The sequence below is a fragment of the Pontibacterium sinense genome (assembly GCF_015209595.1).
In the GTDB taxonomy this organism is placed as follows: Bacteria; Pseudomonadota; Gammaproteobacteria; order Pseudomonadales; family Balneatricaceae; genus Pontibacterium; species Pontibacterium sinense.
On record NZ_JADEYS010000001.1, the window covers coordinates 263,339 to 289,709 of the forward strand.

The 26,371-nt window shown below is 50.7% G+C and carries 31 protein-coding genes; 20 read left to right on the forward strand and 11 right to left on the reverse strand.

The window, feature by feature from the left end; all coding sequences use genetic code 11:
- Nucleotides 1-89: 89 nt before the first annotated feature.
- On the reverse strand, nucleotides 90-1,754 hold the full coding sequence (ettA, locus tag IOQ59_RS01195) for an energy-dependent translational throttle protein EttA (RefSeq protein ID WP_193951425.1): 1,665 nt from the start codon (nucleotides 1,752-1,754) through the stop codon (nucleotides 90-92).
- 168 nt (nucleotides 1,755-1,922) lie between these two features.
- Between ettA and IOQ59_RS01200 the strand changes: the two genes are divergently transcribed.
- From IOQ59_RS01200 to ribA, 15 genes are all read left to right on the forward strand, one after another.
- The gene (locus IOQ59_RS01200; protein ID WP_193951426.1) at nucleotides 1,923-2,336 is read left to right on the forward strand and encodes an Hsp20/alpha crystallin family protein; all 414 of its coding nucleotides are present in this window, start codon (nucleotides 1,923-1,925) and stop codon (nucleotides 2,334-2,336) included.
- A gap of 233 nt (nucleotides 2,337-2,569) precedes the next feature.
- Nucleotides 2,570-3,826, forward strand: a complete 1,257-nt coding sequence (glyA, locus tag IOQ59_RS01205) for a serine hydroxymethyltransferase (protein WP_193951427.1) — start codon at nucleotides 2,570-2,572, stop codon at nucleotides 3,824-3,826.
- A gap of 100 nt (nucleotides 3,827-3,926) precedes the next feature.
- Nucleotides 3,927-4,403: a transcriptional regulator NrdR gene (gene nrdR / locus IOQ59_RS01210; protein ID WP_193951428.1), complete on the forward strand. Its 477-nt coding sequence runs from the start codon at nucleotides 3,927-3,929 to the stop codon at nucleotides 4,401-4,403.
- The gene (gene ribD, locus IOQ59_RS01215; protein ID WP_193951429.1) at nucleotides 4,403-5,539 is read left to right on the forward strand and encodes a bifunctional diaminohydroxyphosphoribosylaminopyrimidine deaminase/5-amino-6-(5-phosphoribosylamino)uracil reductase RibD; all 1,137 of its coding nucleotides are present in this window, start codon (nucleotides 4,403-4,405) and stop codon (nucleotides 5,537-5,539) included. Before nrdR ends, ribD begins: the two co-directional genes overlap by 1 nt.
- Nucleotides 5,539-6,213, forward strand: coding sequence for a riboflavin synthase (locus tag IOQ59_RS01220; RefSeq protein WP_193951430.1), 675 nt, complete (start codon nucleotides 5,539-5,541; stop codon nucleotides 6,211-6,213). Before ribD ends, IOQ59_RS01220 begins: the two co-directional genes overlap by 1 nt.
- 71 nt (nucleotides 6,214-6,284) lie before the next feature.
- Nucleotides 6,285-7,400, forward strand: coding sequence for a bifunctional 3,4-dihydroxy-2-butanone-4-phosphate synthase/GTP cyclohydrolase II (ribBA, locus tag IOQ59_RS01225; protein WP_193951431.1), 1,116 nt, complete (start codon nucleotides 6,285-6,287; stop codon nucleotides 7,398-7,400).
- 14 nt (nucleotides 7,401-7,414) lie between these two features.
- Nucleotides 7,415-7,888 (forward strand): 6,7-dimethyl-8-ribityllumazine synthase, encoded by a 474-nt coding sequence (ribH, locus tag IOQ59_RS01230; RefSeq protein WP_193951432.1) that lies wholly within the window; start codon nucleotides 7,415-7,417, stop codon nucleotides 7,886-7,888.
- A gap of 6 nt (nucleotides 7,889-7,894) precedes the next feature.
- Nucleotides 7,895-8,371, forward strand: a complete 477-nt coding sequence (gene nusB / locus IOQ59_RS01235; RefSeq protein ID WP_193951433.1) for a transcription antitermination factor NusB — start codon at nucleotides 7,895-7,897, stop codon at nucleotides 8,369-8,371.
- On the forward strand, nucleotides 8,368-9,327 hold the full coding sequence (gene thiL / locus IOQ59_RS01240; RefSeq protein WP_193951434.1) for a thiamine-phosphate kinase: 960 nt from the start codon (nucleotides 8,368-8,370) through the stop codon (nucleotides 9,325-9,327). The genes nusB and thiL overlap by 4 nt, the downstream gene beginning before the upstream one ends.
- Nucleotides 9,324-9,833 (forward strand): phosphatidylglycerophosphatase A family protein, encoded by a 510-nt coding sequence (locus IOQ59_RS01245; protein ID WP_193951435.1) that lies wholly within the window; start codon nucleotides 9,324-9,326, stop codon nucleotides 9,831-9,833. The genes thiL and IOQ59_RS01245 overlap by 4 nt, the downstream gene beginning before the upstream one ends.
- Before the next feature lie 72 nt (nucleotides 9,834-9,905).
- Complete coding sequence (locus tag IOQ59_RS01250) at nucleotides 9,906-10,133, forward strand: hypothetical protein (protein WP_193951436.1); 228 nt, start codon at nucleotides 9,906-9,908, stop codon at nucleotides 10,131-10,133.
- A 223-nt stretch (nucleotides 10,134-10,356) separates the two neighbouring features.
- Complete coding sequence (locus IOQ59_RS01255) at nucleotides 10,357-10,611, forward strand: PepSY domain-containing protein (protein WP_193951437.1); 255 nt, start codon at nucleotides 10,357-10,359, stop codon at nucleotides 10,609-10,611.
- A gap of 6 nt (nucleotides 10,612-10,617) precedes the next feature.
- On the forward strand, nucleotides 10,618-11,283 hold the full coding sequence (locus tag IOQ59_RS01260) for a response regulator transcription factor (RefSeq protein WP_193951438.1): 666 nt from the start codon (nucleotides 10,618-10,620) through the stop codon (nucleotides 11,281-11,283).
- Between the two features lie 10 nt (nucleotides 11,284-11,293).
- The gene (locus tag IOQ59_RS01265) at nucleotides 11,294-12,649 is read left to right on the forward strand and encodes an ATP-binding protein (RefSeq protein WP_228050590.1); all 1,356 of its coding nucleotides are present in this window, start codon (nucleotides 11,294-11,296) and stop codon (nucleotides 12,647-12,649) included.
- Between the two features lie 184 nt (nucleotides 12,650-12,833).
- Nucleotides 12,834-13,445 carry a GTP cyclohydrolase II gene (gene ribA / locus IOQ59_RS01270; RefSeq protein ID WP_193951439.1) on the forward strand — a complete coding sequence of 204 codons (612 nt, stop codon included), beginning with the start codon at nucleotides 12,834-12,836 and terminating at the stop codon, nucleotides 13,443-13,445.
- Nucleotides 13,446-13,504: 59 nt separating this feature from the next.
- On the opposite strand, the gene dxs is transcribed toward ribA, so the two are convergent.
- The 3 genes from dxs to IOQ59_RS01285 are packed head-to-tail and all read right to left on the reverse strand — an operon-like array spanning nucleotide 13,505 to nucleotide 16,410.
- Complete coding sequence (gene dxs / locus IOQ59_RS01275; RefSeq protein ID WP_193951440.1) at nucleotides 13,505-15,286, reverse strand: 1-deoxy-D-xylulose-5-phosphate synthase; 1,782 nt, start codon at nucleotides 15,284-15,286, stop codon at nucleotides 13,505-13,507.
- On the reverse strand, nucleotides 15,286-16,164 hold the full coding sequence (locus IOQ59_RS01280) for a polyprenyl synthetase family protein (protein WP_193951441.1): 879 nt from the start codon (nucleotides 16,162-16,164) through the stop codon (nucleotides 15,286-15,288). Before IOQ59_RS01280 ends, dxs begins: the two co-directional genes overlap by 1 nt.
- A gap of 3 nt (nucleotides 16,165-16,167) precedes the next feature.
- The gene (locus tag IOQ59_RS01285) at nucleotides 16,168-16,410 is read right to left on the reverse strand and encodes an exodeoxyribonuclease VII small subunit (RefSeq protein WP_193951442.1); all 243 of its coding nucleotides are present in this window, start codon (nucleotides 16,408-16,410) and stop codon (nucleotides 16,168-16,170) included.
- Nucleotides 16,411-16,587: 177 nt separating this feature from the next.
- Between IOQ59_RS01285 and pomA the strand changes: the two genes are divergently transcribed.
- Together pomA and IOQ59_RS01295 are read left to right on the forward strand one after the other, a co-directional pair.
- Entirely contained in the window at nucleotides 16,588-17,343 is a 756-nt protein-coding gene (gene pomA, locus IOQ59_RS01290; protein ID WP_193951443.1) for a flagellar motor protein PomA, read from the forward strand.
- Nucleotides 17,344-17,360: 17 nt separating this feature from the next.
- Complete coding sequence (locus IOQ59_RS01295) at nucleotides 17,361-18,293, forward strand: flagellar motor protein MotB (protein ID WP_193951444.1); 933 nt, start codon at nucleotides 17,361-17,363, stop codon at nucleotides 18,291-18,293.
- A 64-nt stretch (nucleotides 18,294-18,357) separates the two neighbouring features.
- Here the strand turns inward: IOQ59_RS01295 and IOQ59_RS01300 are convergent, their stop codons facing one another.
- The 3 genes from IOQ59_RS01300 to IOQ59_RS01310 all read right to left on the reverse strand — a co-directional run bounded on the left by IOQ59_RS01300 (nucleotide 18,358) and on the right by IOQ59_RS01310 (nucleotide 20,027).
- Nucleotides 18,358-18,660 (reverse strand): c-type cytochrome, encoded by a 303-nt coding sequence (locus IOQ59_RS01300; protein ID WP_193951445.1) that lies wholly within the window; start codon nucleotides 18,658-18,660, stop codon nucleotides 18,358-18,360.
- A gap of 205 nt (nucleotides 18,661-18,865) precedes the next feature.
- Nucleotides 18,866-19,075 (reverse strand): hypothetical protein, encoded by a 210-nt coding sequence (locus IOQ59_RS01305; protein ID WP_193951446.1) that lies wholly within the window; start codon nucleotides 19,073-19,075, stop codon nucleotides 18,866-18,868.
- 124 nt (nucleotides 19,076-19,199) lie between these two features.
- Nucleotides 19,200-20,027 carry a polyphosphate kinase 2 family protein gene (locus IOQ59_RS01310; RefSeq protein WP_193951447.1) on the reverse strand — a complete coding sequence of 276 codons (828 nt, stop codon included), beginning with the start codon at nucleotides 20,025-20,027 and terminating at the stop codon, nucleotides 19,200-19,202.
- Between the two features lie 125 nt (nucleotides 20,028-20,152).
- On the opposite strand from IOQ59_RS01310, the gene IOQ59_RS01315 reads away from it, so the two are divergent.
- On the forward strand, nucleotides 20,153-21,106 hold the full coding sequence (locus tag IOQ59_RS01315; protein WP_193951448.1) for a L,D-transpeptidase family protein: 954 nt from the start codon (nucleotides 20,153-20,155) through the stop codon (nucleotides 21,104-21,106).
- 37 nt (nucleotides 21,107-21,143) lie between these two features.
- Here the strand turns inward: IOQ59_RS01315 and IOQ59_RS01320 are convergent, their stop codons facing one another.
- Complete coding sequence (locus tag IOQ59_RS01320) at nucleotides 21,144-21,425, reverse strand: Lpp/OprI family alanine-zipper lipoprotein (protein WP_193951449.1); 282 nt, start codon at nucleotides 21,423-21,425, stop codon at nucleotides 21,144-21,146.
- A 422-nt stretch (nucleotides 21,426-21,847) separates the two neighbouring features.
- On the opposite strand from IOQ59_RS01320, the gene IOQ59_RS01325 reads away from it, so the two are divergent.
- Both IOQ59_RS01325 and IOQ59_RS01330 read left to right on the forward strand, forming a co-directional pair.
- Nucleotides 21,848-24,052: a sodium:solute symporter family protein gene (locus tag IOQ59_RS01325; RefSeq protein ID WP_193951450.1), complete on the forward strand. Its 2,205-nt coding sequence runs from the start codon at nucleotides 21,848-21,850 to the stop codon at nucleotides 24,050-24,052.
- A gap of 152 nt (nucleotides 24,053-24,204) precedes the next feature.
- Nucleotides 24,205-24,594, forward strand: a complete 390-nt coding sequence (locus IOQ59_RS01330) for a DUF3461 family protein (RefSeq protein WP_193951451.1) — start codon at nucleotides 24,205-24,207, stop codon at nucleotides 24,592-24,594.
- 115 nt (nucleotides 24,595-24,709) lie between these two features.
- Here IOQ59_RS01330 and IOQ59_RS01335 read toward each other — a convergent pair whose 3' ends face one another.
- From IOQ59_RS01335 to IOQ59_RS01345, 3 genes are read right to left on the reverse strand one after another with little or no spacing between them, the layout of a single operon-like run.
- On the reverse strand, nucleotides 24,710-25,657 hold the full coding sequence (locus tag IOQ59_RS01335) for a type II toxin-antitoxin system HipA family toxin (protein WP_193951452.1): 948 nt from the start codon (nucleotides 25,655-25,657) through the stop codon (nucleotides 24,710-24,712).
- A 53-nt stretch (nucleotides 25,658-25,710) separates the two neighbouring features.
- A complete protein-coding gene (locus IOQ59_RS01340; protein WP_193951453.1) occupies nucleotides 25,711-26,031 on the reverse strand; it encodes a HipA N-terminal domain-containing protein in 321 nt (106 codons plus the stop codon).
- Nucleotides 26,019-26,327 carry a helix-turn-helix domain-containing protein gene (locus tag IOQ59_RS01345; RefSeq protein WP_193951454.1) on the reverse strand — a complete coding sequence of 103 codons (309 nt, stop codon included), beginning with the start codon at nucleotides 26,325-26,327 and terminating at the stop codon, nucleotides 26,019-26,021. The genes IOQ59_RS01340 and IOQ59_RS01345 overlap by 13 nt, the downstream gene beginning before the upstream one ends.
- Nucleotides 26,328-26,371 lie beyond the last annotated feature (44 nt).

Below are 26,371 nucleotides of genomic sequence, written 5' to 3' on the forward strand. Positions count from 1 at the left end.
GTAGCGAGGTAGATACGTGAAGATTAAATACAGTACTAAAGAAAAAGGGCGCATCGATAATGCGCCCTTTTTTCGTTTAATACCCTAAATTAGCGATCAGACATCCGCTTGTACTTGATGCGCTCAGGCTGGTGCTCTTTGCCGTGACGGCGCTTGTAGTCTTCCTGGAACTCGGTGTAGTTACCTTCGAAGAACTCAACGTTGGAATCACCTTCATACGCCAGCATGTGAGTACAAATGCGGTCCAGGAACCAACGGTCATGCGAGATCACAACGGCACAACCCGGGAACGCCAATAGCGCTTCCTCAAGTGCACGCAGGGTTTCGATATCCAAATCGTTGGTTGGCTCATCCAGCAGTAATACGTTACCGCCTTCTTTCAGCAGCTTCGCCATGTGCAGGCGGTTGCGTTCACCTCCGGACAGGTCTTTAACAAACTTTTGCTGGTCACCGCCCTTGAAGTTAAAGCGACCGCAGTAGGCACGGGACGATGTGGTGTAGTTACCCACCACGATGTTGTCCTGACCGTCAGAGAGCTCTTCAAAGACAGTTTTATCGCCGTTCAGGTCTCGGTTCTGGTTAACGTATGCCAGCTCCACGGTAGAACCCAGCTCGATGGTGCCGGTGTCCGGCGTTTCTTCGCCCGAGATCATCTTGAACAGTGTAGATTTACCCGCACCGTTACCACCGATGATGCCGACAATTGCGCCCTGAGGAATGGAGAAGCTCAGGTTTTCGAACAGCACTTTATCGCCAAATGCTTTGGAGATGTTGTTGGCTTCGATAACCTTGTCGCCCAGACGTGGTCCTGGCGGAATGTAGATTTCCTGGGTTTCGTTGCGAGTCTGGAACTCTTTGGACTGCATCTCTTCGAACTGTTTCAGACGTGCCTTGGATTTAGACTGACGGCCCTTCTGACCCTGCTTAACCCACTCAAGCTCGGAGGCCACAGACTTGCGGTGTGCTGCTTCCTGTTTTGCTTCCATCTCTAGGCGCTGTTCTTTCTGTTCCAGCCAGGAGGAGTAGTTGCCTTCGTAAGGAATGCCGCGCCCGCGGTCCAGTTCCAGAATCCAGCCAGCGGCATTATCGAGGAAGTAACGGTCGTGGGTGATGGCTACCACGGTACCCGGATATTCCTGCAGGAAGCGCTCAATCCAGGCCACTGATTCGGCATCCAAGTGGTTGGTCGGCTCGTCCAGCAGCAGCATGTCCGGCTTATCCAACAGCAAACGGCAGAGTGCTACACGGCGACGCTCACCGCCGGAGAGATGCTCAACTTTCGCATCCCATGCTGGCAGGCGCATTGCATCGGCAGCGCGTTCCAGTGCTGTTTCCAGATTGTGGCCGTCTTTTGCCTCAATCAGGTTTTCAAAGTGCGCCTGCTTCTTAGCCAGCTCGTCAAAGTCAGCGTCAGGTTCAGCATAAGCGGCGTATACCGCGTCGAGGCCTGCCAGTGCTTCTTTCACATCTGCTACGGATTCTTCAACCACTTCACGGACGGTTTTGCTTTCGTCCAGCTGAGGCTCCTGCTCCAGGTAACCCACATTGATACCCGGCATCGGGCGAGCTTCGCCGATGTATTCCTGGTCTACGCCGGCCATGATGCGCAGCAGTGTGGATTTACCCGCACCGTTCAGACCCAGTACACCAATTTTGGCGCCCGGGAAGAAAGAGAGGGAGATGTCTTTAAGGATTTCGCGTTTTGGCGGAACAATTTTGCCAACGCGATCCATGGAATAAACGTACTGTGCCATGCGCTCAGAACCTGTCAGTGAATCAAGATGCAGGAATTTTAAACGATTGCAGCTATCAAACGCCAACTTGATACGGGTCAAATCTCCAATCTGACAGTAATAATTTGCCGGACTAAGCTCAAATTAGGAGTGGTTAAATAATATACAGCTAACTTGGAGGGTAATGAGATGAAAGAGATGACTCCTTTTAACAGCCTGTTTGATGATGCGTTTTTTAATGACTTCTTCCGACAACGCAGAGGTAGTGGCGACCAGATGCCCGCCATTGATGTGCAGGAGGACAGTGACTGCTACCACATCAAAGCCGATCTTCCGGGTGTTGATAAGGATGATATCAAGGTTACTCTGGAGAATGGTGTGTTGAGTGTGACTGCTGAGACACATAACGAAGATTCGGAAGAAAAAGAGGGGCGAGTTATTCGACGTGAACGTCATATTGGGCGTTACCGTCGTTCGATGTCCGTTGGCAGAGATATTGATGCGGACTCGATCAAGGCCTCGTTCGAAAATGGGGTACTGGCGCTGGATCTGCCCAAGCTGGAAACGCGATTGCCAGAAAGTACGCGTATCCGTATCGAATAGATCGCAGATAACGTTGCAAAAGCCCCGTCAGAGTACGGGGTTTTTGGTATAGGGCTAAATGAATTTGACTGATGAAATTTTGAGCCTGTTTCAAGTGCCGAGGCTGAGATGTTCAGTTATAATGCGCGTTTTCCAAAAAGCTGTATCAGGTTGTCCCGGACCCACCGGTATCCGACACTGCACCGTCGCCGCAACCTGACGCTTTCATTCCTAGTCTAGGGGACAGTCACACCATGTTTAGCAAAGATATGTCGATCGCTGATTTTGACGCTGACCTATGGTCTGCAATGCAGTCAGAAGCTACTCGTCAGGAGGAGCACATCGAGCTTATCGCTTCAGAGAACTACACCAGTCCACGTGTTATGCAGGCGCAGGGTTCTGTGCTGACTAACAAATACGCGGAAGGCTACCCGAATAAGCGTTACTACGGTGGTTGTGAATACGTTGATGTAGTTGAGCAGCTGGCAATCGATCGTGCTTGTGAACTGTTTGGTGCGACTTTCGCGAACGTCCAGCCACATTCTGGATCTCAGGCTAACGCGGCTGTATATATGGCGTTGTGTAAGCCGGGTGACACAGTATTGGGCATGAGCCTGGCACACGGTGGTCACCTGACCCACGGTGCGAGCGTTTCTTTCTCCGGTCGTATCTACAATGCAGTACAGTACGGTTTGAACGCAGAGACTGGCGAGATTGATTACGACGAAGTTGAGCGTCTGGCGGTTGAACACAAGCCAACCATGATCGTAGCGGGTTTCTCTGCATACTCTCGTGTTGTTGATTGGCAGCGTTTCCGCGATATTGCGGATAAAGTAGGCGCTTACCTGTTTGTCGATATGGCACACATTGCCGGCCTGGTTGCGGCAGGTGTATACCCGAGCCCAGTTGGCGTTGCTGATGTTGTAACTACAACGACTCATAAAACACTGGGCGGTCCACGTGGCGGTCTGATTATCTCTGCCCGTGCGGATGAAGATCTGCAGAAGAAATTGAATTTTGCGGTTTTCCCTGAATCTCAGGGTGGTCCTTTGATGCACGTGATCGCAGCAAAAGCGGTTTGCTTTAAAGAAGCGCTGGAAGATGAATGGAAAGCGTACCAGGCGCAGGTTGTGAAAAATGCTCAGGCGATGGCTGAAGCGTTTATCGCACGTGGTATCAACATTGTATCTGGTGGTACTGACGATCACCTGTTCCTGGTTGATCTGATCGACAAGGACATTACCGGTAAAGATGCAGATGCGGCGTTGGGTCGTGCAAACATCACCGTTAACAAAAACTCAGTACCTAATGATCCACGCTCTCCGTTTGTTACCTCTGGTCTGCGTATCGGTTCTCCAGCGATCACCCGTCGTGGTTTCAAAGAAGCGGAAGCGGTTCAGCTGACGAACTGGATCTGCGATGTGCTTGACGACATCAATAGCGAAGAGACTATCGCAAACGTTAAAGCGCAGGTGAAAGACCTGTGTGCACGCTACCCGGTCTACAAGTAATACCGGAAAGCCTGTACAATCGCGGGGCGGCTAATTAGCCGCCCTTTTTATTTGGGTAAAAGGTTCTGCTTACCCTCGCTCTTTTTGACAGGAAACGGCCATGCATTGTCCATTTTGTGCTGCGAACGAAACTAAGGTTGTAGATTCCCGTTTGGTTGCTGAAGGCCAGCAAGTCCGCCGTCGTCGCGAATGCATCCACTGTCACGAGCGTTTTACCACCTATGAAACTGCTGAGCTCTTGATGCCGCGTGTGATCAAGGCTGACGGCTCCCGCCAGCCGTTTGATGAAGATAAATTGCGTGCGGGTATCCATCGGGCCCTGGAAAAGCGGCCTGTCTCTATGGAGGAATTTGAAGCCTCCATCAATCGCATTAAACACTGTCTTCGTGCTGCAGGGGAACGTGAGTTACCGTCCCGTCAGGTGGGTGAAGAGGTGATGTCTGAACTGCGTAAACTGGATGAAGTGGCTTACGTACGTTTTGCTTCTGTGTATCGAAGCTTTCAGGATATTAACGAATTTAAAGAAGAGATCGACCGTCTCTCTGCTGACCATGACGAAGGCACCGGAGAGCAGTAATGGCGTCGTTTTCTGAACAAGATCGCAGCTGGATGGCGCGGGCGATCCAACTGGCGGCCCAAGGGCGTTATACGACACACCCCAACCCGCGTGTGGGTTGTGTACTCGTGCGTGATGGCCAGATTGTCGGTGAAGGTTTCCACGTCCGTGCAGGTGAAGGTCATGCTGAAGTGAATGCTTTGCGCATGGCCGGCGATCAGGCCGTGGGCGCGACGGCGTATGTCACGCTGGAACCGTGCAGTCACCATGGCAAAACCCCGCCCTGCGCTGAAGCGCTTGTTCAGGCGAGAGTTGCGCGTGTTGTGTCCGCGATGGTAGATCCAAACCCTCAGGTTGCTGGGCGTGGTATTAAACGGTTGCTGAAGGCTGGAATTGAAGCCTCCTCTGGGTTGCTTGAAGCTGAAGCCAAAGCGCTGAATCCGGGTTTTATCAAGCGCATGGAGCAGGGGCTTCCTTACGTGCGGGTTAAAACCGCCAGCAGCTTGGACGGTCGTACCGCCATGCAAAGCGGTGAGTCCCAGTGGATTACCGGCGCGGCCGCACGCAGCGATGTACAGCGTTTACGTGCGCAAAGCTCAGTGATTGTGACCGGTGTTGATTCGATTTTGCACGACGATTCTTCCCTGACCGTGCGTGAAAATGAACTGCAGTTGGATAACGCTGCTGACATCGTCCAGAAACAACCCCTGCGGGTGGTTCTGGACAGTCAGCTACGGATGCCGTTGAATGCTAAAATTCTGCTGCAACCGGGGCGGACGTTAATTGCAACTGTCAGTCAGGACGCAGTGAAAACTGGCGCGTTAATACAATCCGGCGCTGAAGTTGTTCAGCTGGCAGCAGAGCAGAATCGTGTATCAATTAGAGCATTGCTGGAGCATCTGGTGACGACAGAGCAGTGCAATGAACTGCTGGTGGAAACCGGTGCCAGCCTGGCGGGTGCGTTTATTTCTGCGGGTGTTGTTGACGAGTTGGTGGTTTATCAGGCGATGACCCTGATGGGGTCCGACGCACGGCCGATGTACAGGTTACCGTATTCGAAGATGGATGAGCAGATCCGTCTTCAGTTGCTGGATAGCAGAATGCTGGGCGATGATCTGCGATTAAATCTACGCCCTGTTTATACTGAGAAGAACTGATGTTTACTGGAATTATTGAGGCCATCGGCACCGTTGCTGCTATCGAAGAGCAGCAAGGCGATCTGCAATTGTATATTCGCACCGCAGATCTGGATTTAGGTGATGTAAAGCTGGGTGATAGCATCGCGGTGAACGGTGTCTGTTTGACGGCGATTGATCTGCCGGGTGACGGCTTTTGGGCTGATGTATCCCGTGAAACGCTGATCCACACACGTTTTCCATCTCTGTCTGTTGGTGAGAGGGTTAATCTGGAAAAAGCCCTGATGCCCACCAGTCGTCTGGGTGGACATATTGTGACCGGCCATGTGGATGGATTAGGTGAAGTGGTTGATCGGCGTGATGATGCGCGCTCTGTACGTTTTACAATTAAGGCGCCTGCCGCACTTGGGCGTTACATTGCAGGTAAAGGCTCGATCACAGTAGATGGTACCAGTCTGACAGTTAATGCAGTGCAGGGTGATCAGTTTGAGCTCAATATTGTGCCGCATACAGTGCAGGAAACCATCATCGATCATTATGAGCCGGGCCAGCAGGTGCATCTGGAAGTTGATATTATTGCACGTTATCTGGAACGTATGATCGGTCACCGGGCTATGCCGGAAGAAGAACACAATACGGACAGCGGCGGGTTAACACTCGATAAGCTGGCTGAATTCGGATTTACGCGCCGCTAATGCGGACGAGACTTTTAAACCGCTGCGGCGGAAGAGATTTTTAGACCGCTTAGGCGGAAGAGACTAAGGCAATGAAACTGAACAGCACCCAGGAAATTATCGACGATATCCGTCAGGGCAAAATGGTTATCCTGATGGATGATGAAGACCGGGAGAACGAAGGTGATCTGGTCATCGCGGCTGAAATGGTGCGTCCTGAAGATATTAACTTCATGGCAACCCATGCACGCGGTCTGATCTGTCTGACTCTGACCCGTGGACACTGTGAAAAGCTGAACCTGCCGTTGATGGTACAGAGCAACGGTGCACAGTTCTCCACCAACTTCACCATGTCCATCGAGGCGGCAACCGGCGTGACCACCGGTATTTCCGCAGCAGATCGTGCGCACACCGTACGCGTAGCGGTTAAAGACAGCGTGAAGCCGGAAGATATCGTACAGCCTGGCCATATTTTTCCACTGATGGCTCAGCCTGGTGGTGTTTTGAGCCGTGCAGGCCACACCGAAGCCGGTTGTGATCTGGCACGCTTGGCGGGTATGACACCTGCTGCAGCCATTGTCGAAATCATGAATGAAGACGGCACAATGGCGCGTCGTCCTGATCTGGAAAAGTTCGCTGAAAAGCACAACTTGAAGATCGGTACGATTGCAGATTTGATCCACTATCGTACGACCAACGAGCATACCGTAGAACGCGTCAGTGATGGTGTGTTGCCAACCGAGTTTGGCGATTTCAACTACATCACATACCGTGATGAAATTCAGGATTGCACTCACCTGGCATTGACGCTGGGTGATGTTGAGCCGGAAAATCCGACGATGGTGCGTGTACACATCCGTAGCGAAGTTATGCGTGATGTTGTGGCTGTTGCACCGGGTGGTGAGTTGAAGTGGACGGTGCGTAAAGCGCTGGAACGTGTTGCTCAGGAAGGTAATGGTGTTGTGCTGTTGCTGGATACTGGTGCACGCATCGACTTAGGTGATGCGCTGGAAAACGTTCTGGCCGGTAAGAAAAAATCCAAAGTGGATGTGAGTTCTTCGGGGGCTTACCTGACGGTAGGTACCGGTTCTCAGATCCTGCGTGATCTGGGTGTGCGCAAGATGCGTCTGCTCAGTTCGCCAATGAAGTTTAATGCGATCTCCGGGTTCGATCTGGAGATTGAAGAATACATCCCTTGTGAAGAGTAAGCTGGATAAGAATCATGGCAGTTAAAACGTTTGAAGGCGATTTCATCAGCGGTAACGGCAATTACGCAATCGTAGTTGGCCGTTTCAACGCATTCGTGGTTGAGAGCCTGCTGGAAGGTGCACTGGATACGCTGAAGCGTCACGGTGTGGACGAAGACAATATTCGTGTTATCCGCGTGCCGGGTGCATTTGAGATCCCATTGGCAGTGAAGAAAATTGCTGCTCAGGGTGATGCGGATGCGATTATCGCGCTGGGTGCGGTTATCCGTGGTGGTACGCCACACTTTGAATACGTTTCCGGTGAAGCGTCTAAAGGTGTTGCTCAGGTATCCCTGGAGTATGACGTACCGGTAGCGAACGGCATTCTGACCGTGAACAGCATTGAACAGGCAGTTGAACGTTCTGGCACTAAGATGGGTAACAAAGGCGATGAAGCTGCCCTGTCTGCGCTGGAAATGGTTAGCCTGCTGCGTAAGCTTGAGGTTTAAGGCTAGATGAGCGACAACACTACGCCTAAATCGAACAAAAAAGCTTCCCTGACCGCTCAGCGCCGTTCTGCACGCAGCTTCGCGTTGCAGGCGCTGTATCAGTGGCAGTTAGCCGGTCAGCCGGTGAACGAGATTGACGCTCAGTTCCGTGTGGATAATGACATGCGTAACACTGATGTACGTCTTTTCTCTGAATTGCTGATCGGTGTTGCCAGTCGTAAAAGTGAGCTGGATGAACGGTATAAGCCGTTTCTGGATCGTGAACTGAGCGAACTGGATCCGGTAGAACTGACCGTCCTGCGCATTGGTGCATACGAGCTGATGCATCGTCTGGAAGTGCCTTACCGTGTAGCAATCAATGAAAGCGTTGAGCTGGCGAAGGTTTTCGGTGCAACTGAGAGTCATCGTTACGTAAACGGTATTCTGGATAAGCTTGCACAGCGTGTTCGTATGGCTGAGGTGAAAGCTAAAAGCTCCCGATGAGTACCCCCTCCCTAGGTGAGTTTGAACTGATCCGGCGTTACTTTGCAGAGGCATCAACCGATGCTTCTGTAGCGCTGGGGATCGGTGACGACTGCGCACTGCTTATCCCTGCACCTGATGAAGTCATGGCTGTGTCGATTGATACGCTGGTGGAAGGTACGCATTTCTTGCCGGGCACAGCGCCAGAGCATCTGGCGTCCCGTCTGTTAGGCGCATCGGTCAGTGATTTGGCTGCGATGGGCGCGAGACCTGCCTGGTTTACCTTGGCTTTGACGCTACCAGAAGCCACTGAAGCCTGGCTGGAGCCTTTTGCGACAAGCCTTATCGCGATTGCCAATGCGCTGAATATTCGCTTGGTGGGCGGTGATACGACCCGTGGTCCATTGTCTTTATCCGCGCAAGTGCATGGTTTTGTGCCTGTGGATAAAGCCTTGCGTCGCCAGGGGGCTGCAGTCGGGGATCTCGTCTGTGTGACCGGAACACTCGGTGACAGTCGCGCGGGATTAGAAACCTTGCTGAAACAGGAACCGCAGAGTGCCACGGTCGACTATCTGCAAGCACGTTTTAATGCCCCAACTCCTCGGCTGAAAACCGGTCTGGCGTTGCGGGGGATTGCTACGGCCTGTGTGGATATCTCGGATGGGGTTTTGGCTGATCTGGGCCACCTGTTGAATAACAGTGCCTTAGGGGCAGATCTGAATATCGATACACTGCCGTTATCGCCACAACTGCTGGCATATGCCGGTCTGAAACAAGCTCAGCAATGGGCGCTAACTGGTGGTGAGGACTTTGAGCTCTGCTTTACGTGTCCAGCCTCCATGCAGGATACGTTGGCTTCACTCCCAGAGCCGGTCGCGGTGATTGGACAGATAAGTCCTGTACCGGGTATCCGTTTAGATGGTCAGCCGGTAAGTGGTGCCGGTGGGTATGACCACTTTGCCAAGGAATCATCATGAATGTTGTCCCTGCATCGGTCTGGCGTAATCCGGTCCATTTTCTAGCCTTTGGTTTGGGCAGCGGTGCCGCACCGTTCGCACCGGGTACGTTTGGTACGTTGGCTGCGATCATTCCCTATTTCTGGTTCCAGCAGCTCTCATTGCCGATGTACGCCTTGATGTTGCTGATCACAACACTGGTGGGTATCTGGCTATGTGACCGCACCTCATCTGATATTGGCGTGCATGATCATGGTGGTATTGTTTGGGATGAGTTTGTAGGGTTCTGGATTACGATGTTTGCAGCGCCAACCGGGTTGATATGGATATTGGTCGGTTTTCTATGGTTCCGCTTGTTTGATATTCTCAAGCCCTGGCCAATCCGTTGGGCAGATAAGCAAGTGTCTGGCGGATTAGGAATTATGCTGGACGATATTCTGGCGGGCATCTACGCCTGGATCGCCTTGCAATTGACGTTCTTCCTTGCAGCTATAACGCTAGGTGGAATGGTTCTAAACAATACCTGACCTTTCAGCTTGGTTTCAGGTGGCCGCGCTAAATTGAACTCCGAGACTACTTAACAATCTTGGAGGGTCACCATGAAAACTTTCTCAAAATATATCGCCGCTGCTGCTATCGGTACTGCCTTGATGACTTCTCAGGCGTTTGCTGCAACAGGTTCTTTATATCCATTGGACAGCTGGGATCATCCGGTTGAAGGTCATTTGTCAGCAGAAGATACCAATATTAAAGATGAAGCTCTGCGTAGTGGTTACGGCAGTCCTGTCCGTGATCTTTGGGGCGAAGATGTATATTCCAATCAGTAAGCGTTTCATTGATTGCTTACGGCCGCACCGGTAGGCTCTGTACTCAGAGTCTACCGCTGTATATATTGACTGAATGTGAAGGAACCACCTAGCCTAATTTGGGGGAGGTTTTATGCGAAGCCATGTAAAGCGCTTGATGTTTGCTACCCTGATTATGCTTGGTGGCACTTTTACTTTATCTGCGCAGGGGGTAAGTAGCCTCCCTGCAGGATATGAAAGCCCGATGTCTGTTCGTGATAAGGCAATGGAACGGTTAGATGCTGATGAATGTCGTGTGCTGGCGGAATCAGGTGTCATCCTATCGATGATGGAATTGATGGATAAGGTCAAAATGCTGACCGATGGCCACATGTTAGATACATCATTGATCAAGCAGGGTGAAGAATACATCTATGAGATGGAAGTGGCGGGCAAAGACGGTGTGGTGCGCATGCTGTTGGTTGATGCCCGTACAGGAGACATGATTAAGGAGAAGTAACCCATCATGAGGGTGCTACTGGTAGAGGATGATCCCCATCTGGGGCCTGACCTGCGGGCTGAGCTGCTTCGCAGCGGTTATGCGGTAGACCTCGCTGACAATGGTGTTGATGGTGAGGCGATGGGGTATGAAGATATTTACGATCTGGTAGTGCTTGATCTGGGCTTGCCGCAACGGTCTGGCCTGGAAGTGCTGCGTAACTGGCGTAAACGTCGGAATAATGTACCGGTGCTCATTTTGACGGCGCGTTCTGCTTGGCAAGAGCGCGTAGACGGCTTCGAGGCGGGTGCTGACGATTATCTTGGTAAACCTTTCCACAATGAAGAACTCTTCGCACGTATGACCGCTTTACTAAGGCGTGCTCATCAGCAGATCAGCAGCACGTTGGAAGTCGAAGGCTTAGTTCTGAATGAAAAAACCCAATCTGTAGTGCTTGATGGGAACGAAGAAGTGTCCCTGACCGGCACAGAATATCGTCTGTTGCGTTACTTTATGCATAACCCCTCTCGCGTATTATCGAAGCTCCAGCTTGTCGAGCATCTGTACGATGATGGCGCTGAAAATGACAGCAATGTTATCGAGGCCTACATTAAGATGCTGCGTAAGAAGATTGGTAAAGAGCGTATCCAGACCAAACGGGGTCAGGGTTACGTCTTCATTGCGACACTCTGAGCGTCTGCCGATGCTGAAATCTATTCAGACCCGCCTGAACAGTGGTTTTATTTTGGTCTCGATGGTGGCCATTGTGGTGCTTTGGCTGGCTAACAGTTGGTACCTACGTCAGACCGCCTACGAATTTGTTAGTGCACGCCTGTCCAGTGATGCATATACGATTTTGCGTGCCGTTGAAATGGATGAAGCGGGGGGCTGGCGAGTCAACAGCGATATGATCGATCCTGTCTATCTTCAGCCGATGTCCGGCCATTATTTTCAAGTACGTGTAGAAGATAAGTGGCTTTATTCCCGCTCTCTCTGGGATGAGATGATTCCCACCAACGGGGGCGAAGATATCGGTCAGGAATACGTGCGTTTAGTGCATAAGGCTAAACATCCCTGGCTGGTATTGGATCAGACCTTTATGAAAGAGGGGTTGAAGGTTCAGCTGGTGTTAGCTGAAGATGTGGATCGGATCGACAAATCGCTGCGTAAGCAGGGGTGGGCGGTTGCAGCGTCCGGACTGGTGTTCCTGATCATATTGCTTGTGGTGCAGGTAGTGATTATTCGTCGGGGGCTGCGTTCTCTGGTCAGTGTGCGGGGTGATATCTCTCGTCTTAAGCAGGGAGAGGTGCGTCAATTGTCACCAGTGAATACGACTGAAGTGGATCCTCTTGTTACAGAAATCAATTATCTGGTTCAGGCAATGGAGCTGCGGCTACAGCGCTCACGTAATGCCGTCGGAAATCTGGCTCATGCCGCTAAAACACCGTTAACAGTATTGGATCGGCAGATTGAGGCACTTAAGGTGCGAGACCCTGATCATGCGGCGGATATGCAGGAGCAGTCGGTACGCCTGCGGGATTTGATGCATCGAGAGCTCACCCGTGCACGTATTGCGGGAGCCGCGTTGCCCGGTCAGCGGATCTATATGCTGCCCGAGATGGATAAACTGCTACGGACACTAAAAGCGATATACCGCGATAAGGCGCTTAATATTCAGCAGAATGTCAGTGACAAGATTTACTTCCCCGGCGAACGTGATGATCTGATGGAGTTGTTGGGCAATTTGATGGATAACGCCTGTAAATGGGCGCATTCAGCTGTATCGATTACCGCCGAGACGGATGATGATTGTCTTACAATGATCATCGAAGATGATGGCCCGGGAATCGCAGAAGATCAGATTGAGCGCCTGCTTACACGGGGTGAACGGTTGGATGAGTCGACCGATGGGCATGGGCTGGGAATGAGTATCGTGACCGATATTGTTCGGCAGTATGCGGGTAAACTGTCTTTGGGGCGTTCTGAGCGTCTGAATGGACTTAGGGTGATGATCATGTTGCCCCTTCACACCAAGGCCGGGATTCTGGCTTCCGAGTAACCGATATTTACTAGGGCCAGATAAAAATAGCCCGCTTCCTTGCTGAAAGCGGGCTTTTTTTAGAAATACGGGTTTTCCATAGGCGACAAAGGTTGTAATTCATTAATTTGCCTCCATTAATGCAGGATGCGCCCGGAAGGACAAGACTGTAGAATATCGGGCTTCGATTCATGAGGTAAGTTGAGTGACTGTTGAGTTTGTGGCCTCCTGCAAGCTGCCGACCCCTTGGGGTGTGTTTCAGATGGTGGGGTTTGAGGACCGGGAAACGGGTAAAGAGCATGTTGCGCTGGTGTACGGAGAGCCGAGTGGGGATGCCCCAGTACTGGCCCGTGTGCATTCGGAATGCCTGACCGGTGATTCACTGTTCAGCTTGCGTTGTGACTGTGGTTTTCAGTTGCAGGAAGCGTTGAAACGTATTTCTGAAGCGGGCGAGGGCGTTTTGCTCTATCTGCGACAGGAAGGGCGCGGCATTGGTCTGTTAAACAAGGTCAAGGCATATCATCTGCAGGATGGTGGTGCGGATACGGTAGAGGCCAATGAGCAATTGGGTTTCGAAGCCGATATGCGTGATTACACAATGTGCCAGCCGATGTTGAATCATATCGGTATCAAGCAGGTCCGCCTGATGACCAACAATCCACGCAAAGTTAAAGCGCTGGAAAAATACGGTGTTGCCGTTGCAGAACGGGTGCCGTTGCAAGTGGGTAAAAACCGTCACAATGAAGACTATCTTGCGACGAAGATGGGGAAACTGGGTCATATGATGACCGAGCACCATTTTAAAGACGATGAGTAATATGCTCGACCAGTAAAAAAGCCGCTTATTTAGCGGCTTTTTTGTGGGCGATGGTTACGTTATGGCTCAAGTCGTGACTGGATAGCGTTAACAATACCGGCTGCATCTAATCCGCACTCAGCCAGCTGCTCACTGCGAGTGGCATGATCGACCCAATAATCGGGGATACCAAGCTGTAACAATGATGTCTGGATATTGGTTTGATGCAGGTATTCACCCACGGCAGATCCGGCACCACCTTGTAAGGCATGATCTTCCAACGTGATCAGCAGATCGTGTTCATCACACAGCGTTTCAATGACAGCCGTATCCAGTGGTTTTACAAAGCGCATATCGACCAGTGTCAGATCGAGTGTCTCAGCTGCTTGCTGCGCTGCCGGTAGCAGCGTACCAAAGTTAAGTAGAGCTGCTTTATTGCCCGTACGTAGTGTTTGGCTGCGTCCCAAAGTAAGTTTCCTCGGGCGGCGTTGAATATCTATACCACTGCCGCCGCCACGAGGGTAACGCACGGCGGCCGGACCTGGATATAGATAGCCCGTGGTGAGCATGTCGTAAAGCTCCTGCTCGTCTGACGGGGTCATGATGATCATCCCCGGTAAGCAGCGCAAGATACTGATATCAAAGATACCGGCATGCGTCGCGCCGTCTTCGCCGACTAAACCGGCCCGGTCTATTGCCAGCAATACATCCAGGTCCTGGATAGCGACATCGTGCACCAGCTGGTCATACGCACGTTGTAAGAATGTGGAATAGATCGCTACAACGGGTTTCATGTTCCGACACGCCATACCGGCAGCGAGTGTCAGGGCGTGTTGTTCAGCGATGGCGACATCAAAGTAACGTTCAGGGTATTGCTGTGAGAAGGCGATGAGATCGGACCCTTCGCGCATCGCCGGAGTAATGCCGATCAACTGGGACTCATCAGCGGCGGTATCACAAAGCCACTGGCCGAAAACATTACAGTATTTCAGGCGCTTAACTGCGGGTTTCGCCTGGCTCTGGGGTTCGATCTTAGTCAGTGCATGATAGCCGACCGGATCGGCTTCTGCAGGAGCAAATCCTTTACCCTTGCGAGTGACGACATGCAGAAACTGAGGGCCTGAGCGCTGCAGTGCTGCGGTCAATTCAGGTAGCAGGGAGTGGAAATTGTGACCATCTACCGGGCCGCTGTAGTGAAAGTCTAATGCTTCAAACAATGCCGAAGTGGTTTCACCTTCTGCACGGTTTTTTAAATTCTTTGCCAGATACGTCGCCAACCCGCCCACATTGTGGGAGATCGACATCTCATTATCGTTAAGAATGACCAGCATGTTGGCATTGGTGTGTGCGGCATGATTGAGCGCTTCAAACGCCATGCCGGCGGTCATCGCACCATCGCCGATGACGGCAACGGTTTTGTGTTCCAGTCCTTGCAGACGGTCCGCAATCGCCATGCCTAAGGCTGCACTGATGGAGGTGCTGGAGTGTCCGGTGCCAAAGTCGTCGTATTCACTTTCAGAACGCTTAGGAAAGGGGGACAGGCCGCCTTGCTGACGTATGCTGAGCATGCGTTGCCGACGCTCGGTTAGAATTTTGTGTGGATAACTTTGATGGCCCACATCCCAGATCAGGTGATCTTCCGGTGTTTTCAGAAGATAGTGCAACGCGATGGTCAGCTCTACAACACCTAAACCTGCGCCAAAATGTCCGCCAGTTTTTCCTACGCTGAATAATAGAAAGGCACGCAGTTCTTCCGCCAACTGTTCAAGACTGTCTGCAGATAGATTATGCAGATCAGGCGGGCTGTCGATGCGGTCCAGCAACGGTGTCGCTGGACGCTGTTCGGGAATAGTCTGAAACATTAATGGTCGCGATAGACAATGAAGTCAGCCAGCTCGACCAAAGGCTGAGCAGCATCACCAAAAGGCTGCAGCGCGGATATTGCTTCGCTGTGCAGTTGGCTTAGTTTGTCTTTAGCTCCGGACATGCCAAGCAGTGCCGGATAGGTCGGTTTATTCTGTACCACATCTGAACCCTGAGGCTTACCAATAGTTTCAGTATCGCCTTCGATATCCAGAATGTCATCTTTCACCTGAAACGCCAGGCCGATGGCATCGCCATAACGACGCAGTTGCGTAAAGGTTTCGACATCTGTGCAACCGCTGGAGAGCGCACCGAGATCCACGGCGGCATTCAGCAGAGCACCCGTTTTGTGCTTATGCATCGCTTCAAGCTGTTCGAGTGTCAGCGCTTTGCCGACATGACTAAGATCAAACGCCTGTCCCACGACCATGCCGCTGTCACCCGACGCCTTAGCCAGTACTTTGACCATCGCCAGGTTGCGGCCGGGTTGAGTCGTGTCCAGAGTCAGTAGCTCGAAACCAGCGCATTGCAGGGCATCACCTGCGAGAATAGCCGCAGCTTCATCAAATGCGATATGGCAGGTTGGTTTGCCGCGGCGCAGATCGTCATCATCCATTGCAGGAAGATCATCATGCACCAATGAGTAGCTGTGGACACATTCGATCGCGCCCGCAGCTGCATCTGCGTCTTCCAGCTTCCCATTCAGCATCTGGTTAACCATATACACCAATATTGGACGCACGCGCTTACCGCCATTAAACAGGGCGTAACGCATCGCTTCCTGTAAGCGTGGCTCTATGCTGTCACTGAGTAAGGTGTCGTCCAGATAAGCATCAACGCGTTGCTGATACTTATGGAGGGTGTCTTTTATGGTCAAGATTCAGTCGTCCTCGCCGCTATTAAAAGGCTGACTGTGAAGTTCGCCATTCTTCTCTATCAATACCTGAACTTTCTGTTCAGCCTGATCAAGAATAGTCTGGCATTCGCGAGTCAGTTTAACCCCTTGTTCAAAGGCACCGAGCGCATCTTCCAGAGAGAGGTCACCCTGCTCGATCTGGTTGACCAGGGTTTCAAGCTCGTTCAATGACGTCTCGAAATCAGTGGTTTTTTTGCTGCGTGGCATGGGGATTACCTGCTAATTAAAGGCGTACACGTTACCGAAGCCGCAGGTATTTATCAATTAGCTTAGATTAATCAAAATCATACGTTCGTTTAGGGGGTGATTGCATGAAATTTTTTGCTATGATGGATTGCTTGTAACACCTTGAGAATGCTGTGGTTGTGATCTGGAGACTATAGAGTGGATATAGCAACGCTCGTCGGATTGCTGGGCTCATTTGGCCTGGTTGTCGCTGCGATGGTAATGGGTGGAGATGTTGGCGTATTCGTTAACATTCCATCGTTGTTGATCGTAATTGTCGGTACCCTCTTTGTGGTGATGATGAAATACACGCTGGGAACCTTCCTCGGTGTGGGCAAAGTCATTGGCAAAGCTTTTATGTTCAAGTCTATCAGTCCCGATACGATTATCGCTGAGACTGTTGAGTTGGCGGATGCTGCACGTAAAGGTGGTTTGTTATCACTGGAAGACAAAACAGTGACCAGCGACTTTATGCAGCGTGGTATTCAGCTGCTGGTCGACGGGCATGATCCCGAGGTCGTGAAAACGCTGCTGAACAAAGAAGCGAAATTAGGTGCAGATCGACACGACAACAGCATTACGATGCTTGGCGCTATGGGTGATGTTGGCCCGGCAATGGGGATGATCGGTACCTTGGTTGGTTTGGTACAGATGCTGTCGAACATGTCGGATCCAAAATCGATTGGTCCGGCCATGGCTGTCGCACTGCTGACAACGCTCTATGGTGCGATGTTGGCAACCATGTTTGCGCTACCTGTGGCTGATAAGCTGGGACAGCGTAAAGATGAAGAGGCCTTGAACCAGTCCTTGATTACCGACGGTCTGTTGGCGATTCAGGCGGGTCAGAACCCGCGTGTCATTGAACAGATGCTGAAAAACTACCTGCCGGAAGGCAAGCGTGCGACAGACGGCTAATATCGGGTGGATATGTCATGAGTGACGAAGAACACGAATGCCCCCCCTGTCCCGCGGGGTTACCAGGCTGGTTAGCAACCTTTGCCGATCTGATGTCGCTGCTGATGTGCTTCTTCGTACTGCTGCTCTCGTTTTCAGAGATGGACGTACTGAAGTTTAAACAGTTAGCCGGTTCCATGCGTGAAGCCTTTGGTGTTCAGAACCAGATTAAAGTCGAGGATGTGCCAAAAGGTACGTCTATTATCGCGCAGGAATTTAGTCCGGGTCGTCCTGAGCCTACCCCTCTGAACGAAGTTCGCCAGATGACGGTGAACAACGATATGAATACGCTGGATATTCGATCGGAAGAAGGTGAAAACGAGATCCAGGATCAGCAGGCGAGCGAAGCCTTTGAGGAGATGCAGAAGGAGCAGGAGCGAGAGGCGGAAGAGGAAGCCGTTGAGTTTGCTGCTGCATTAGCCAAAGAGATCGGACAGGGCAGTATTGAAGTTGAATCGGAAGGCCGCAAGATCATTATCCGATTGAAGGAACAAGGTTCTTTTGATTCTGGTCGTGCTGAGCTGAAGTTTGCAGCGATTCCGGTACTGGCTAAAATTCGCGATATGTTGCTAACGGTGCAGGGCAAAGTTGCCATCGAAGGACATACAGACAACATCCCGTATAAAGGTCGTCGCTTCGAATCCAATTGGGATCTGTCGACAGCCCGTGCGTTGGCGGTTGCACACGAACTTTTTGGTGACCCGCGTATTAAGCAGGACCGTTTCCGTATTTTAGGATATGCAGCTACCAAACCTCTGACACCTAATGAAACCCGCGCCCAGCGTGGGCGTAACCGTCGCGTCGAGATCGTGGTACAAAAAGGGGAGGATCAGGAGTTACTGAAGCGTTTGCAGGCATCCGATCCGGAAGACATCAGACGCGAGAATCAGCCTCCTAAAGAAGTGTTCTGATAATTTATCGTTTAAATAAAAAACCCGGCAGATGCCGGGTTTTTTATATCTACAGCGTCAGCTCTTATTTAGAGTTGTCCAGCATGTATACGATAGCGCCTTTCAGCTCTGCATCGTTGCAATCCATGCACAGGCCTTTAGGTGGCATAGCACCTTTACCTGATTTAGCTGTTGCCATCAGTGCGTCGATGCCCAGAGCAGCGCGAGGGCCCCATGCCGCAGCATCACCAAGCTTAGGTGCGTTAGCTGCACCGCTAGCGTGACATACCGCACATTTGGTGTTGTAAACTTCCTGGCCAGCGCGCTCTGCCATTGCGTTGGTAGACATCAGAACAGCTGCAGCTGCAAAAACAATCGCCTTTTTCATAGTGTTAGTACCTCAGTGCTCACTAGGTGGATATTTTAGTTATCTATTAACCCGGAATCTTGAAGGGCGCAGTTTAGTCATAACCCCTTAGTACTGTAAATACACAATTGGAGGTTAACTGATACTGAACAAGGGTCTGAGATGAAAAAATGTATAGTGCGGAAGTATGACGAAAGTGTGCGGAAAAGCAGGGCAACGAGACGACTTAACGTCCGCTACCCAAGTGCATAGCGTACTCTGCTTGCTGACGCTGAATGTTCATGTTCTGTCGATGGGAGCGATGTTCTTGTTGGTACTCTGCTACCACCTGATCGATCAGGTTTTTGGGTGCAGTCAGCATATGCTTCACATCATTGATTGAGTAGCCGCGGCTCATCAGCTGTTTCAGTTGAGCGCTTAGATGCATCTTATCCATTATTCTGTCCTCTTTATATTTCACCCGGCTATAGTGGCGGGTGAATATGTCAGAGATATTGCAGAGACCACATTTATTCTATTGTCCCGCAGTGTTTCAGTTAGTCGGGAACAGGGTATGCGGGCTACGTCTTTGCTTTGATCCCCAGCTTTTGTTCAGCTTCGCGAATAATCGCCGGGTCTAGTGGTGGTGGCGTCATATCTACACCGTCCGACAACGCATCTGCAATGGTCTTAAGTACTTTAATGCGAGCGTACCATTTGTGGTTCGCCGCGATGAGATGCCACGGTGCTGACCTCGTTGAGGTGTAAGACAGCATGTCGTTGATTGCCGTTGAGTATTGAGGCCACTTCTCCCGATTGCGAATATCTTCTGAAGTGAGTTTCCAGCGTTTATAGGGGTTGTTTAGTCGTTCCTGAAAACGGTGCAGTTGTTCGTTTTGATCGATGTGCAGGAATAGCTTTACGATGCGCACCTCATCGTCCATCAGCATACGTTCGAATTCATTGATCTCTTGATAGGCGCGTTGCCAATGAGATTCAGGACACAACGCTTCGACACGTTCGACCAATACGCGTCCATACCAGGAGCGGTCGAAAATGGCCCAGCTTTGCGGTTTTGGAAGCCGTGCCTGAAAACGATAAAGATAGTGTCTGCCTTGTTCATTGGGACTAGGGGCTCCGATGGGATGAACATGGAATCCTCTGGGATCAAGGCGTTCGGTCAAACGGCGGATAGCGCCGCCTTTGCCACTGGCATCCCAACCTTCAAACACGATAATGGCCCGCTTATGTTGGTGATGATATGCCTGTTGGATGGTCAGAATTCGCTTCTGTAAGCGTTTGAGCTTGGTCTCGTAAGTATCCTTGTCATCGATAAAGCTACTGTCCAATGCGACATCGTTTAAGCACGGAGGTGTTTTCTGAAGGGTGATCTTACTGGGCATATGCATCGGTTAACATCCTGTACGGCAACACTCTCAGGTTAGCGGCATATTGTTCGGTGAACAATCTTGATGATGTGCGACACCTATACTGCACGTAGATCCGAATATCGTATCGATGCCAGAGAGTGCCTATGAGCAGTATTTATTTATCAGTACATATGTCAATGGTATGGGCATGGGGACTACTGATTGTCCTAAGTGGGCTGTCGCCTGTTACTCAGGCTGGCAAATGGCCGTTGATGGAAGAACAGGATGTTGTAGGGGAAGTTCGCTGGTATAGGGTGTCTGAAGCCGACACCTTGGTGAGTATTGCGCGGCGTTTCGGAATTGGTTACGAGGCGATGTTAAGAGCCAATCCAACGTTTGATATCTGGTTGCCAGAGTCAGAACGTTATCTGCGCCTACCCACGCAATTTATTCTTCCCGCTGGGCCCAAGCAAGGGCTGGTACTGAATCTAGCTGAGATGCGCCTCTATCACTTTCCGAAAGAAGATCCTCATAAGGTATATAGTTTTCCGGTTGGGATTGGTCGAGAAGGCTGGGAGACTCCTATTACCATCACTCAGGTTGTTAAAAAAGTAGTCGCTCCTGCGTGGTATCCACCAAAATCAATTCGGGAAGAGGCCTTAGCAAAAGGTCATCTATTACCCGATGTGGTGCCTGCAGGGCCGGATAACCCGTTGGGGAGTCACGCGTTGCGACTTGGGCTGTCGAGTTATCTGTTGCATGGAACCAATCGTCCGGCAGGCGTAGGAATGCGTGTCAGTCACGGTTGTATCCGGCTTTATCCAGAAGATATTGTCGCGCTGTTTGATCGGGTTAACGTTGGCGTTGAGCTTCGCATCGTTGATCAGCCTTACAAGATGGGGTGGCGTGATAACGAGCTGTTTCTTGAGGTGCATCCCGCAGCATATCGCAAGGAAACCTGGGATCAGAGTGAGCAAACGTTACCCAGCGCCTTACAGGTGTTGATGGGACGTGTAACACAGGACTTGGAGGTGCTTCTGGACTGGAATCAGATATACGACGCGTTGGCAGAAGCAGATGGTGTGCCCGTTGCCGTTGGTATTCGTCGGGAGTGGTAACCCTGAAGGTGTCGCAGGGTTACCACGACCTGAACTGTTATTTCTGCATGGACTCTTCAAAGGCGCGATTGATTCGGCGGGTATTTGCCTGACAGCAAGCCTGCGCATCACGTGCCGCTTCCATTGCCGCAGCCGCATTTCGGTCGGCAGCGTCGGCTTTAGCGGATGCTTGTTTTGCCATCGCCTCAGCGGCAGCTGCACGATCCATCGCTTGTTTAGCCATATCTTGCATGGCCACCATATCTGCTGAGTTGGTACTGGCACAGCCGGTCACCAGCGCAGCGACAACTAAAGGTATTAATGCCAAATGGGATTTCATGAGAACTCCCTCAATAGTTGTTATTGGGTTTTTAGTCATGAAAAGTATAGGCGATAGAACCGAAATCAGACTGTGATGCGGGATTCATTTTATTGAAAGGGCTCGAATGACCCTTCGTCCCGGTTAAATCGGGTCTGATATCGCATGGGATTTTGTGAAAGGGGTGAGTGCAAAATGAAGATGGAGCCAGCCCGGCACTCTTTTTTTTTGGAAAAATAGTCAGGAGTTAGATGAGGGTATGGCCGTTACTTGAGTGCCAGATCAGACTGTGGCCAGAAGTGACCAAAATCATAGGCGAGTAAGCTGTCCGAAGTGTGCTCTGCTAAGGTTAACGTAAGTCGCTGGGTGTACGCCGTTCACATCGATTGTCTGTCCGAAAGTTCACACAAGGATAGTCTGGCACTGAATTAAAAGGCCGTTCTATGTTTGCTCCTTCCGTGGTTCTCGCCGTTATTCTGGGTTATATGGCGCTGTTGTTTGTGGTTGCTCAATGGGCGGAACACCGTGCGACAACAACAGGGCGTAACAACCATCCTTTGATTTATGCGCTGTCTTATAACGTGTACAGCACATCTTGGGCATTCTATGGGGCAGTGGGATTTGCCGTGGGAGCTGGCTGGATGTTTACCGCATTTGATAGCGGTGTAATTTTTGGAATGCTGTTTGCTGCGTTGATCCTGCGCAAAATGGTACGCCTGAAGCAATCCTTCCGACTCACGAGTATTGCTGACTTACTTTCCACCCGTTACAACCGTTCCCAAAGTATGGCGACAGGGGTCACGTTGGTCCTGTTATTCGGTGTGATTCCCTACATTGCTTTGCAGCTTAAAGCCGTTGTAGCCACCTTTGCACTGCTCACCGTTGGGCCGCAGGTCGATTCTGATGGGGATTGGAGTGGGGTGTTAGTGGTCGTGCTGATGACGTTATTTACGGTGATATTTGGTGTGCGTCGTCTGGATCCGACAGAGCGGCATCAGGGGATGATGGCCGCTCTGGCATTGGAGTGTGTGGTCAAGCTGTTGGCGCTTATTGTCGTGGGGGTTTTTGTAACCTTTATCTTGCACGATGGTGTTGGTCACCTGTTTAGTCAGCTGGCAGATGCGGATCGACAGCGATTGCTAAGCTTTAACGCGGAAGCACCGGTACTGCAGTGGAGCACCAACTTCGTGTTGGGTTTTGTGGTGATCTATCTATTGCCCAGACAATTTCACATCGGCGTTGTAGAGAATGCTAGTGAACGTCATCTGATGTGGCTGATCTGTTTACTGCCGCTGTATCTTATCCTGATTAAACTGTTTGTTTTGCCACTTGCCGCCGCGGGGATTGTTCTGGACTTGCCCCGCTCTCAGGCTGACAGTTTTGTGTTGTTGATTCCGCAGAAGGTCGGGAGCGACTGGTTGGCGTTGCTTGTGTTTATGGGAGGTTTCTCAGCAGCAACAGCCATGGTGATGGTCAGTACGATGACGTTATCCACAATGGTCAGCAATCATCTGCTTCTACCGCTGCTTGAGAGCAGTCAGGCATTGAAACGAATGCGACGGCACCTGCTGCAGTGTCGATGGGGAATAGTGGCGCTGATTATGGTGGTCAGCTATGGCTTCACATTGATTGTCGGTGAATCCCAGATGCTGATTTCACTTGGCAGTTTGTCGTTTGTCGGGCTGATTCAGCTGGCTCCGGCAACGTTAGGAGCCCTCTATTGGCCAAGGGGCAACCGAGTGGGGGCCTTGCTCGGGTTGAGCGCGGGTGTTTTGATTTGGCTCTATACCATGCTTATCCCACAATTGGTCGATCAGGGGTGGATAGCAACCAAGATCCTGATTGATGGTCCTGCCAATATTCACTGGCTTCGGCCAGAAGCGCTGTTTGGTCTCGACGTTCTTCCTCATGTGACGCACAGTTTGTTGTGGTCGATTTCAGTCAACTGCCTGCTCTATGTAACAGGTTCTTTTTATTTTCTAACGCCCAAATCCGAACGTGAATTGGCACTGCAGTTTGTAAATGTCAGGGCTGAGCAAGAAAGGTCTGAAGAGGTACGCCCAACTGGGTTGAGGGAATATATCTCTCTCGCTCCAAAATTAACCGAGGCGCAGCAGTTATTGAATTGTTATCTGGCCGAAACCAAGACCGCACGACTGTTACAGCAGATCATCGACGATCTGGCTATTGAGGGAAAAAGTCAGCTGACAATGATGGAGCTTGTTGAGTTTCATTGGCGGATTGAGCAGCAACTGTCAGGTTCGATTGGTGCGCCAGCGGCTCACCGGGCAATGGAAGCGGGAATCCATTATACAGAGCGTGAAGCGACCGAACTGAAGATTGTACACAATCATATACTGGCTGAACTGCAATGCCTTCCAACGCACCCCGAAGCGGGTGCCGTGCATCACGCCGATAGACCTGACATCAATGAAATTGCTGGCCTGCAAGCGGTCATTAGCGGGTTAGAACAACAGGTACAGGCGCTAGAAGAGCGATTAGAAAAAGAGCGGGAAAAAGATTTCGATCGGCGCCTTGAGATACAGCGCTTAAAAACAGAAAAGCGTGATCTTCAACATATGCTTGCCGAAATCGACCGGAAAAAGGAGATCGAAGAGTGGGGGCGAACACCAAAAAAACGGAGTTAGGATGCAATGCTTCCCGCGTTATCAAAGATGGTATTTCATATGTTGATTTTTTGAATGTAGCGGCTTCGAAGAACATCATAGAGAGATGAAGGGAGCTATACTCCAAGGTGAATAATTTCATTTGATTCCTGACGTTCGGAGAAAAATCGGACATGGCAACTCAGCAGTTTGAAACCCTTAAGGATATGGGGATTGATGACGTACATGACATCGAAAAATACACATCACGTATTGAAGGTGACATGGATATCCTCAAGATCTACTTACATCGTCATCAGGGTGAGTGGTTCGCCAAAAGCAAGAAGTTCAAGTTCAAGCGCGTGCATAAGAATGTACCGGTGAAAGAAGGGCTGCAGCCTTTCCGTGTGATTACTGAGCCTTCTCCTTATTACCTGCGTGCCGTTGCAGAACTGGATTTGCTGGTGACTGAAGAGAAGACCACGCAAAACAAGAAAGAAGTGTTGTTGGATGAACTGGAGCACCTAGAGAAAGTGGTTGCTCGTAAGATTGAAGACATTCGTCGTCAAATTGACGAAATGTGATTCTGTCTTTTGTGGGCTGCAGGTGGCCCCTTTCATTGGAGGGTCTTTGTGAGCCTAAGCGGAAAATAATTCAATAAACGGGGCTGTAAATTTCAGTTCTTAATGTCTTAGAAATTCATGCTGTTGTTTGTTCTGCGCAGATTGCGTGGTAGCGCTGATCCACTAATTCTGCATACTTCGGTTTATATTCCTCTGGAATATGGGCGTTCTCTATTAATGCTTTAATTTTTTGCATGGCTTGAGTGATCGCCTTAATCGAATTATCTGCTGCTTTTGCAGGTAGCCCAATGTTTTCTGCTAGCTTCATGAAATCGGCGCGTGTGTAGAAACCAAAATATTGGTACGCCTCTGAAAAGCCTTGGGATGCGTCGTTATCGGCATCCAGCAAGGACATTGCCAGACTATTCAGCATTCCTGTTTCGTAGAACTCAGTACAAAGGTTGTCGTAGTGCGGTGTCAGCTTGTCATATATGCGGTCTTTATTATCGGGTAATCGCATGACGCTGATATTCTTCAGGTGAAGATCATCGTTGCCGATCAGGTAAGCCAGCAACACCCGCTTGAAGTAGTCGTCCAGAACGGCCACCTTGCCACCTGTCGCCTCTGCGAGGATACGACCGGCCGTTTCATAGGTGCTGTTGTACTTATCGTCCTTGAGCTTGTCAGACAGTGAGCACAAGTCTTCCTGGTGAAGTTTTCCGTTTATAGTACGGTCAAACCGTTTGGTGATATAGGCCCGTTCTCCATCTGAGAACTCCACCAGTCCGCACAACGCGGTTTCAATCTTCAAGGTGCGGCTAATCTCCATGCTCAGGTGTTCCATTTCTGCACAATAAGGCAGGCCGTCCGGAGTCGGTTTGAGAATATACTCCCCGTCTTTATCGGTCGGGATCAGCGTGTTCGTGGTCGGGTCGAGTTTAAGGGACAACTTCTGCTGCACGCCTGAGATTGACATACCTTGGGTAAACTTCACACCTTGGGCGAACAGCTCCTGGCGGGTGATGTTTAAGCGGGCATTGACCTTGTTATTACCGTACAGTTTGATCGCCGCTGAATCTTTCATCAGCAGGTTTCTGTTCCGTTCAGATAAGGTATCCAACGTTATATAACACTGTGTCATGCGCTTATTTCCTTCAGGGACACCGCCCCAATTAGGTCATCCCCATTTCGTATCAACAGACCGAAGGTGTCCTGTTCATCAATCTTCATGCGGGTGGATTGCATTCTTTTCATCCAGCCCTCCGATGCTAAATTCTCAAAGAACGGAAACAACACATCTGATTCAAAGGGGACGTCTTGCAACGGTAAGCGGAATGCCAACGGTGCCCCATGAGCCAGATAATCCGGGTGGTATTCAAAGCGGTAACGCGTGTCATCTGTCTCGGTCAGCGTACCCGCCCGATAACCGTTGTAATACACTTCGGCTATCCGACCCACAGGTCCATACCCAGTGCCTTGAGCACCGCACGCAGTTTTTCCGTATTGACGTTAACCTGCCCCTTTTCGATCTTGCCAATTGTGACCTCGGAAACACCGCTGTAACTCGCCAGATTCTCAAGGGTTAGATTTTGACGTAGACGCGCTTCGCGAATCGTTGAACCGACTTCGTCGAACGGTTTGAGATGACGCTGGCCGCGTAACTGAGCGATCTCTTTAGCCTGAGCATCAATATAACTGCCGACTTCGTTCATCAATGACAGAGCATCATCGGCCGTTTCAGGTTTGTCAGTCATATAAATAACCAAATATTTTTTAATTTTTAAGGGTAATTTGTTCG

What these genes read in the sequence shown, in the direction of transcription:
- ettA (WP_193951425.1), bottom strand. Translation starts at nt 1,754, where the DNA reads ATGGCACAGTACGTTTATTCCATGGATCGCGTTGGCAAAATTGTTCCG.
- IOQ59_RS01200 (WP_193951426.1), top strand. Translation starts at nt 1,923, where the DNA reads ATGAAAGAGATGACTCCTTTTAACAGCCTGTTTGATGATGCGTTTTTT.
- glyA (WP_193951427.1), top strand. Translation starts at nt 2,570, where the DNA reads ATGTTTAGCAAAGATATGTCGATCGCTGATTTTGACGCTGACCTATGG.
- nrdR (WP_193951428.1), top strand. Translation starts at nt 3,927, where the DNA reads ATGCATTGTCCATTTTGTGCTGCGAACGAAACTAAGGTTGTAGATTCC.
- ribD (WP_193951429.1), top strand. Translation starts at nt 4,403, where the DNA reads ATGGCGTCGTTTTCTGAACAAGATCGCAGCTGGATGGCGCGGGCGATC.
- IOQ59_RS01220 (WP_193951430.1), top strand. Translation starts at nt 5,539, where the DNA reads ATGTTTACTGGAATTATTGAGGCCATCGGCACCGTTGCTGCTATCGAA.
- ribBA (WP_193951431.1), top strand. Translation starts at nt 6,285, where the DNA reads ATGAAACTGAACAGCACCCAGGAAATTATCGACGATATCCGTCAGGGC.
- ribH (WP_193951432.1), top strand. Translation starts at nt 7,415, where the DNA reads ATGGCAGTTAAAACGTTTGAAGGCGATTTCATCAGCGGTAACGGCAAT.
- nusB (WP_193951433.1), top strand. Translation starts at nt 7,895, where the DNA reads ATGAGCGACAACACTACGCCTAAATCGAACAAAAAAGCTTCCCTGACC.
- thiL (WP_193951434.1), top strand. Translation starts at nt 8,368, where the DNA reads ATGAGTACCCCCTCCCTAGGTGAGTTTGAACTGATCCGGCGTTACTTT.
- IOQ59_RS01245 (WP_193951435.1), top strand. Translation starts at nt 9,324, where the DNA reads ATGAATGTTGTCCCTGCATCGGTCTGGCGTAATCCGGTCCATTTTCTA.
- IOQ59_RS01250 (WP_193951436.1), top strand. Translation starts at nt 9,906, where the DNA reads ATGAAAACTTTCTCAAAATATATCGCCGCTGCTGCTATCGGTACTGCC.
- IOQ59_RS01255 (WP_193951437.1), top strand. Translation starts at nt 10,357, where the DNA reads ATGTCTGTTCGTGATAAGGCAATGGAACGGTTAGATGCTGATGAATGT.
- IOQ59_RS01260 (WP_193951438.1), top strand. Translation starts at nt 10,618, where the DNA reads ATGAGGGTGCTACTGGTAGAGGATGATCCCCATCTGGGGCCTGACCTG.
- IOQ59_RS01265 (WP_228050590.1), top strand. Translation starts at nt 11,294, where the DNA reads ATGCTGAAATCTATTCAGACCCGCCTGAACAGTGGTTTTATTTTGGTC.
- dxs (WP_193951440.1), bottom strand. Translation starts at nt 15,286, where the DNA reads ATGTTTCAGACTATTCCCGAACAGCGTCCAGCGACACCGTTGCTGGAC.
- IOQ59_RS01285 (WP_193951442.1), bottom strand. Translation starts at nt 16,410, where the DNA reads ATGCCACGCAGCAAAAAAACCACTGATTTCGAGACGTCATTGAACGAG.
- IOQ59_RS01295 (WP_193951444.1), top strand. Translation starts at nt 17,361, where the DNA reads ATGAGTGACGAAGAACACGAATGCCCCCCCTGTCCCGCGGGGTTACCA.
- IOQ59_RS01300 (WP_193951445.1), bottom strand. Translation starts at nt 18,660, where the DNA reads ATGAAAAAGGCGATTGTTTTTGCAGCTGCAGCTGTTCTGATGTCTACC.
- IOQ59_RS01305 (WP_193951446.1), bottom strand. Translation starts at nt 19,075, where the DNA reads ATGGATAAGATGCATCTAAGCGCTCAACTGAAACAGCTGATGAGCCGC.
- IOQ59_RS01310 (WP_193951447.1), bottom strand. Translation starts at nt 20,027, where the DNA reads ATGCATATGCCCAGTAAGATCACCCTTCAGAAAACACCTCCGTGCTTA.
- IOQ59_RS01315 (WP_193951448.1), top strand. Translation starts at nt 20,153, where the DNA reads ATGAGCAGTATTTATTTATCAGTACATATGTCAATGGTATGGGCATGG.
- IOQ59_RS01320 (WP_193951449.1), bottom strand. Translation starts at nt 21,425, where the DNA reads ATGAAATCCCATTTGGCATTAATACCTTTAGTTGTCGCTGCGCTGGTG.
- IOQ59_RS01325 (WP_193951450.1), top strand. Translation starts at nt 21,848, where the DNA reads ATGTTTGCTCCTTCCGTGGTTCTCGCCGTTATTCTGGGTTATATGGCG.
- IOQ59_RS01330 (WP_193951451.1), top strand. Translation starts at nt 24,205, where the DNA reads ATGGCAACTCAGCAGTTTGAAACCCTTAAGGATATGGGGATTGATGAC.
- IOQ59_RS01335 (WP_193951452.1), bottom strand. Translation starts at nt 25,657, where the DNA reads ATGAAAGATTCAGCGGCGATCAAACTGTACGGTAATAACAAGGTCAAT.
- IOQ59_RS01345 (WP_193951454.1), bottom strand. Translation starts at nt 26,327, where the DNA reads ATGACTGACAAACCTGAAACGGCCGATGATGCTCTGTCATTGATGAAC.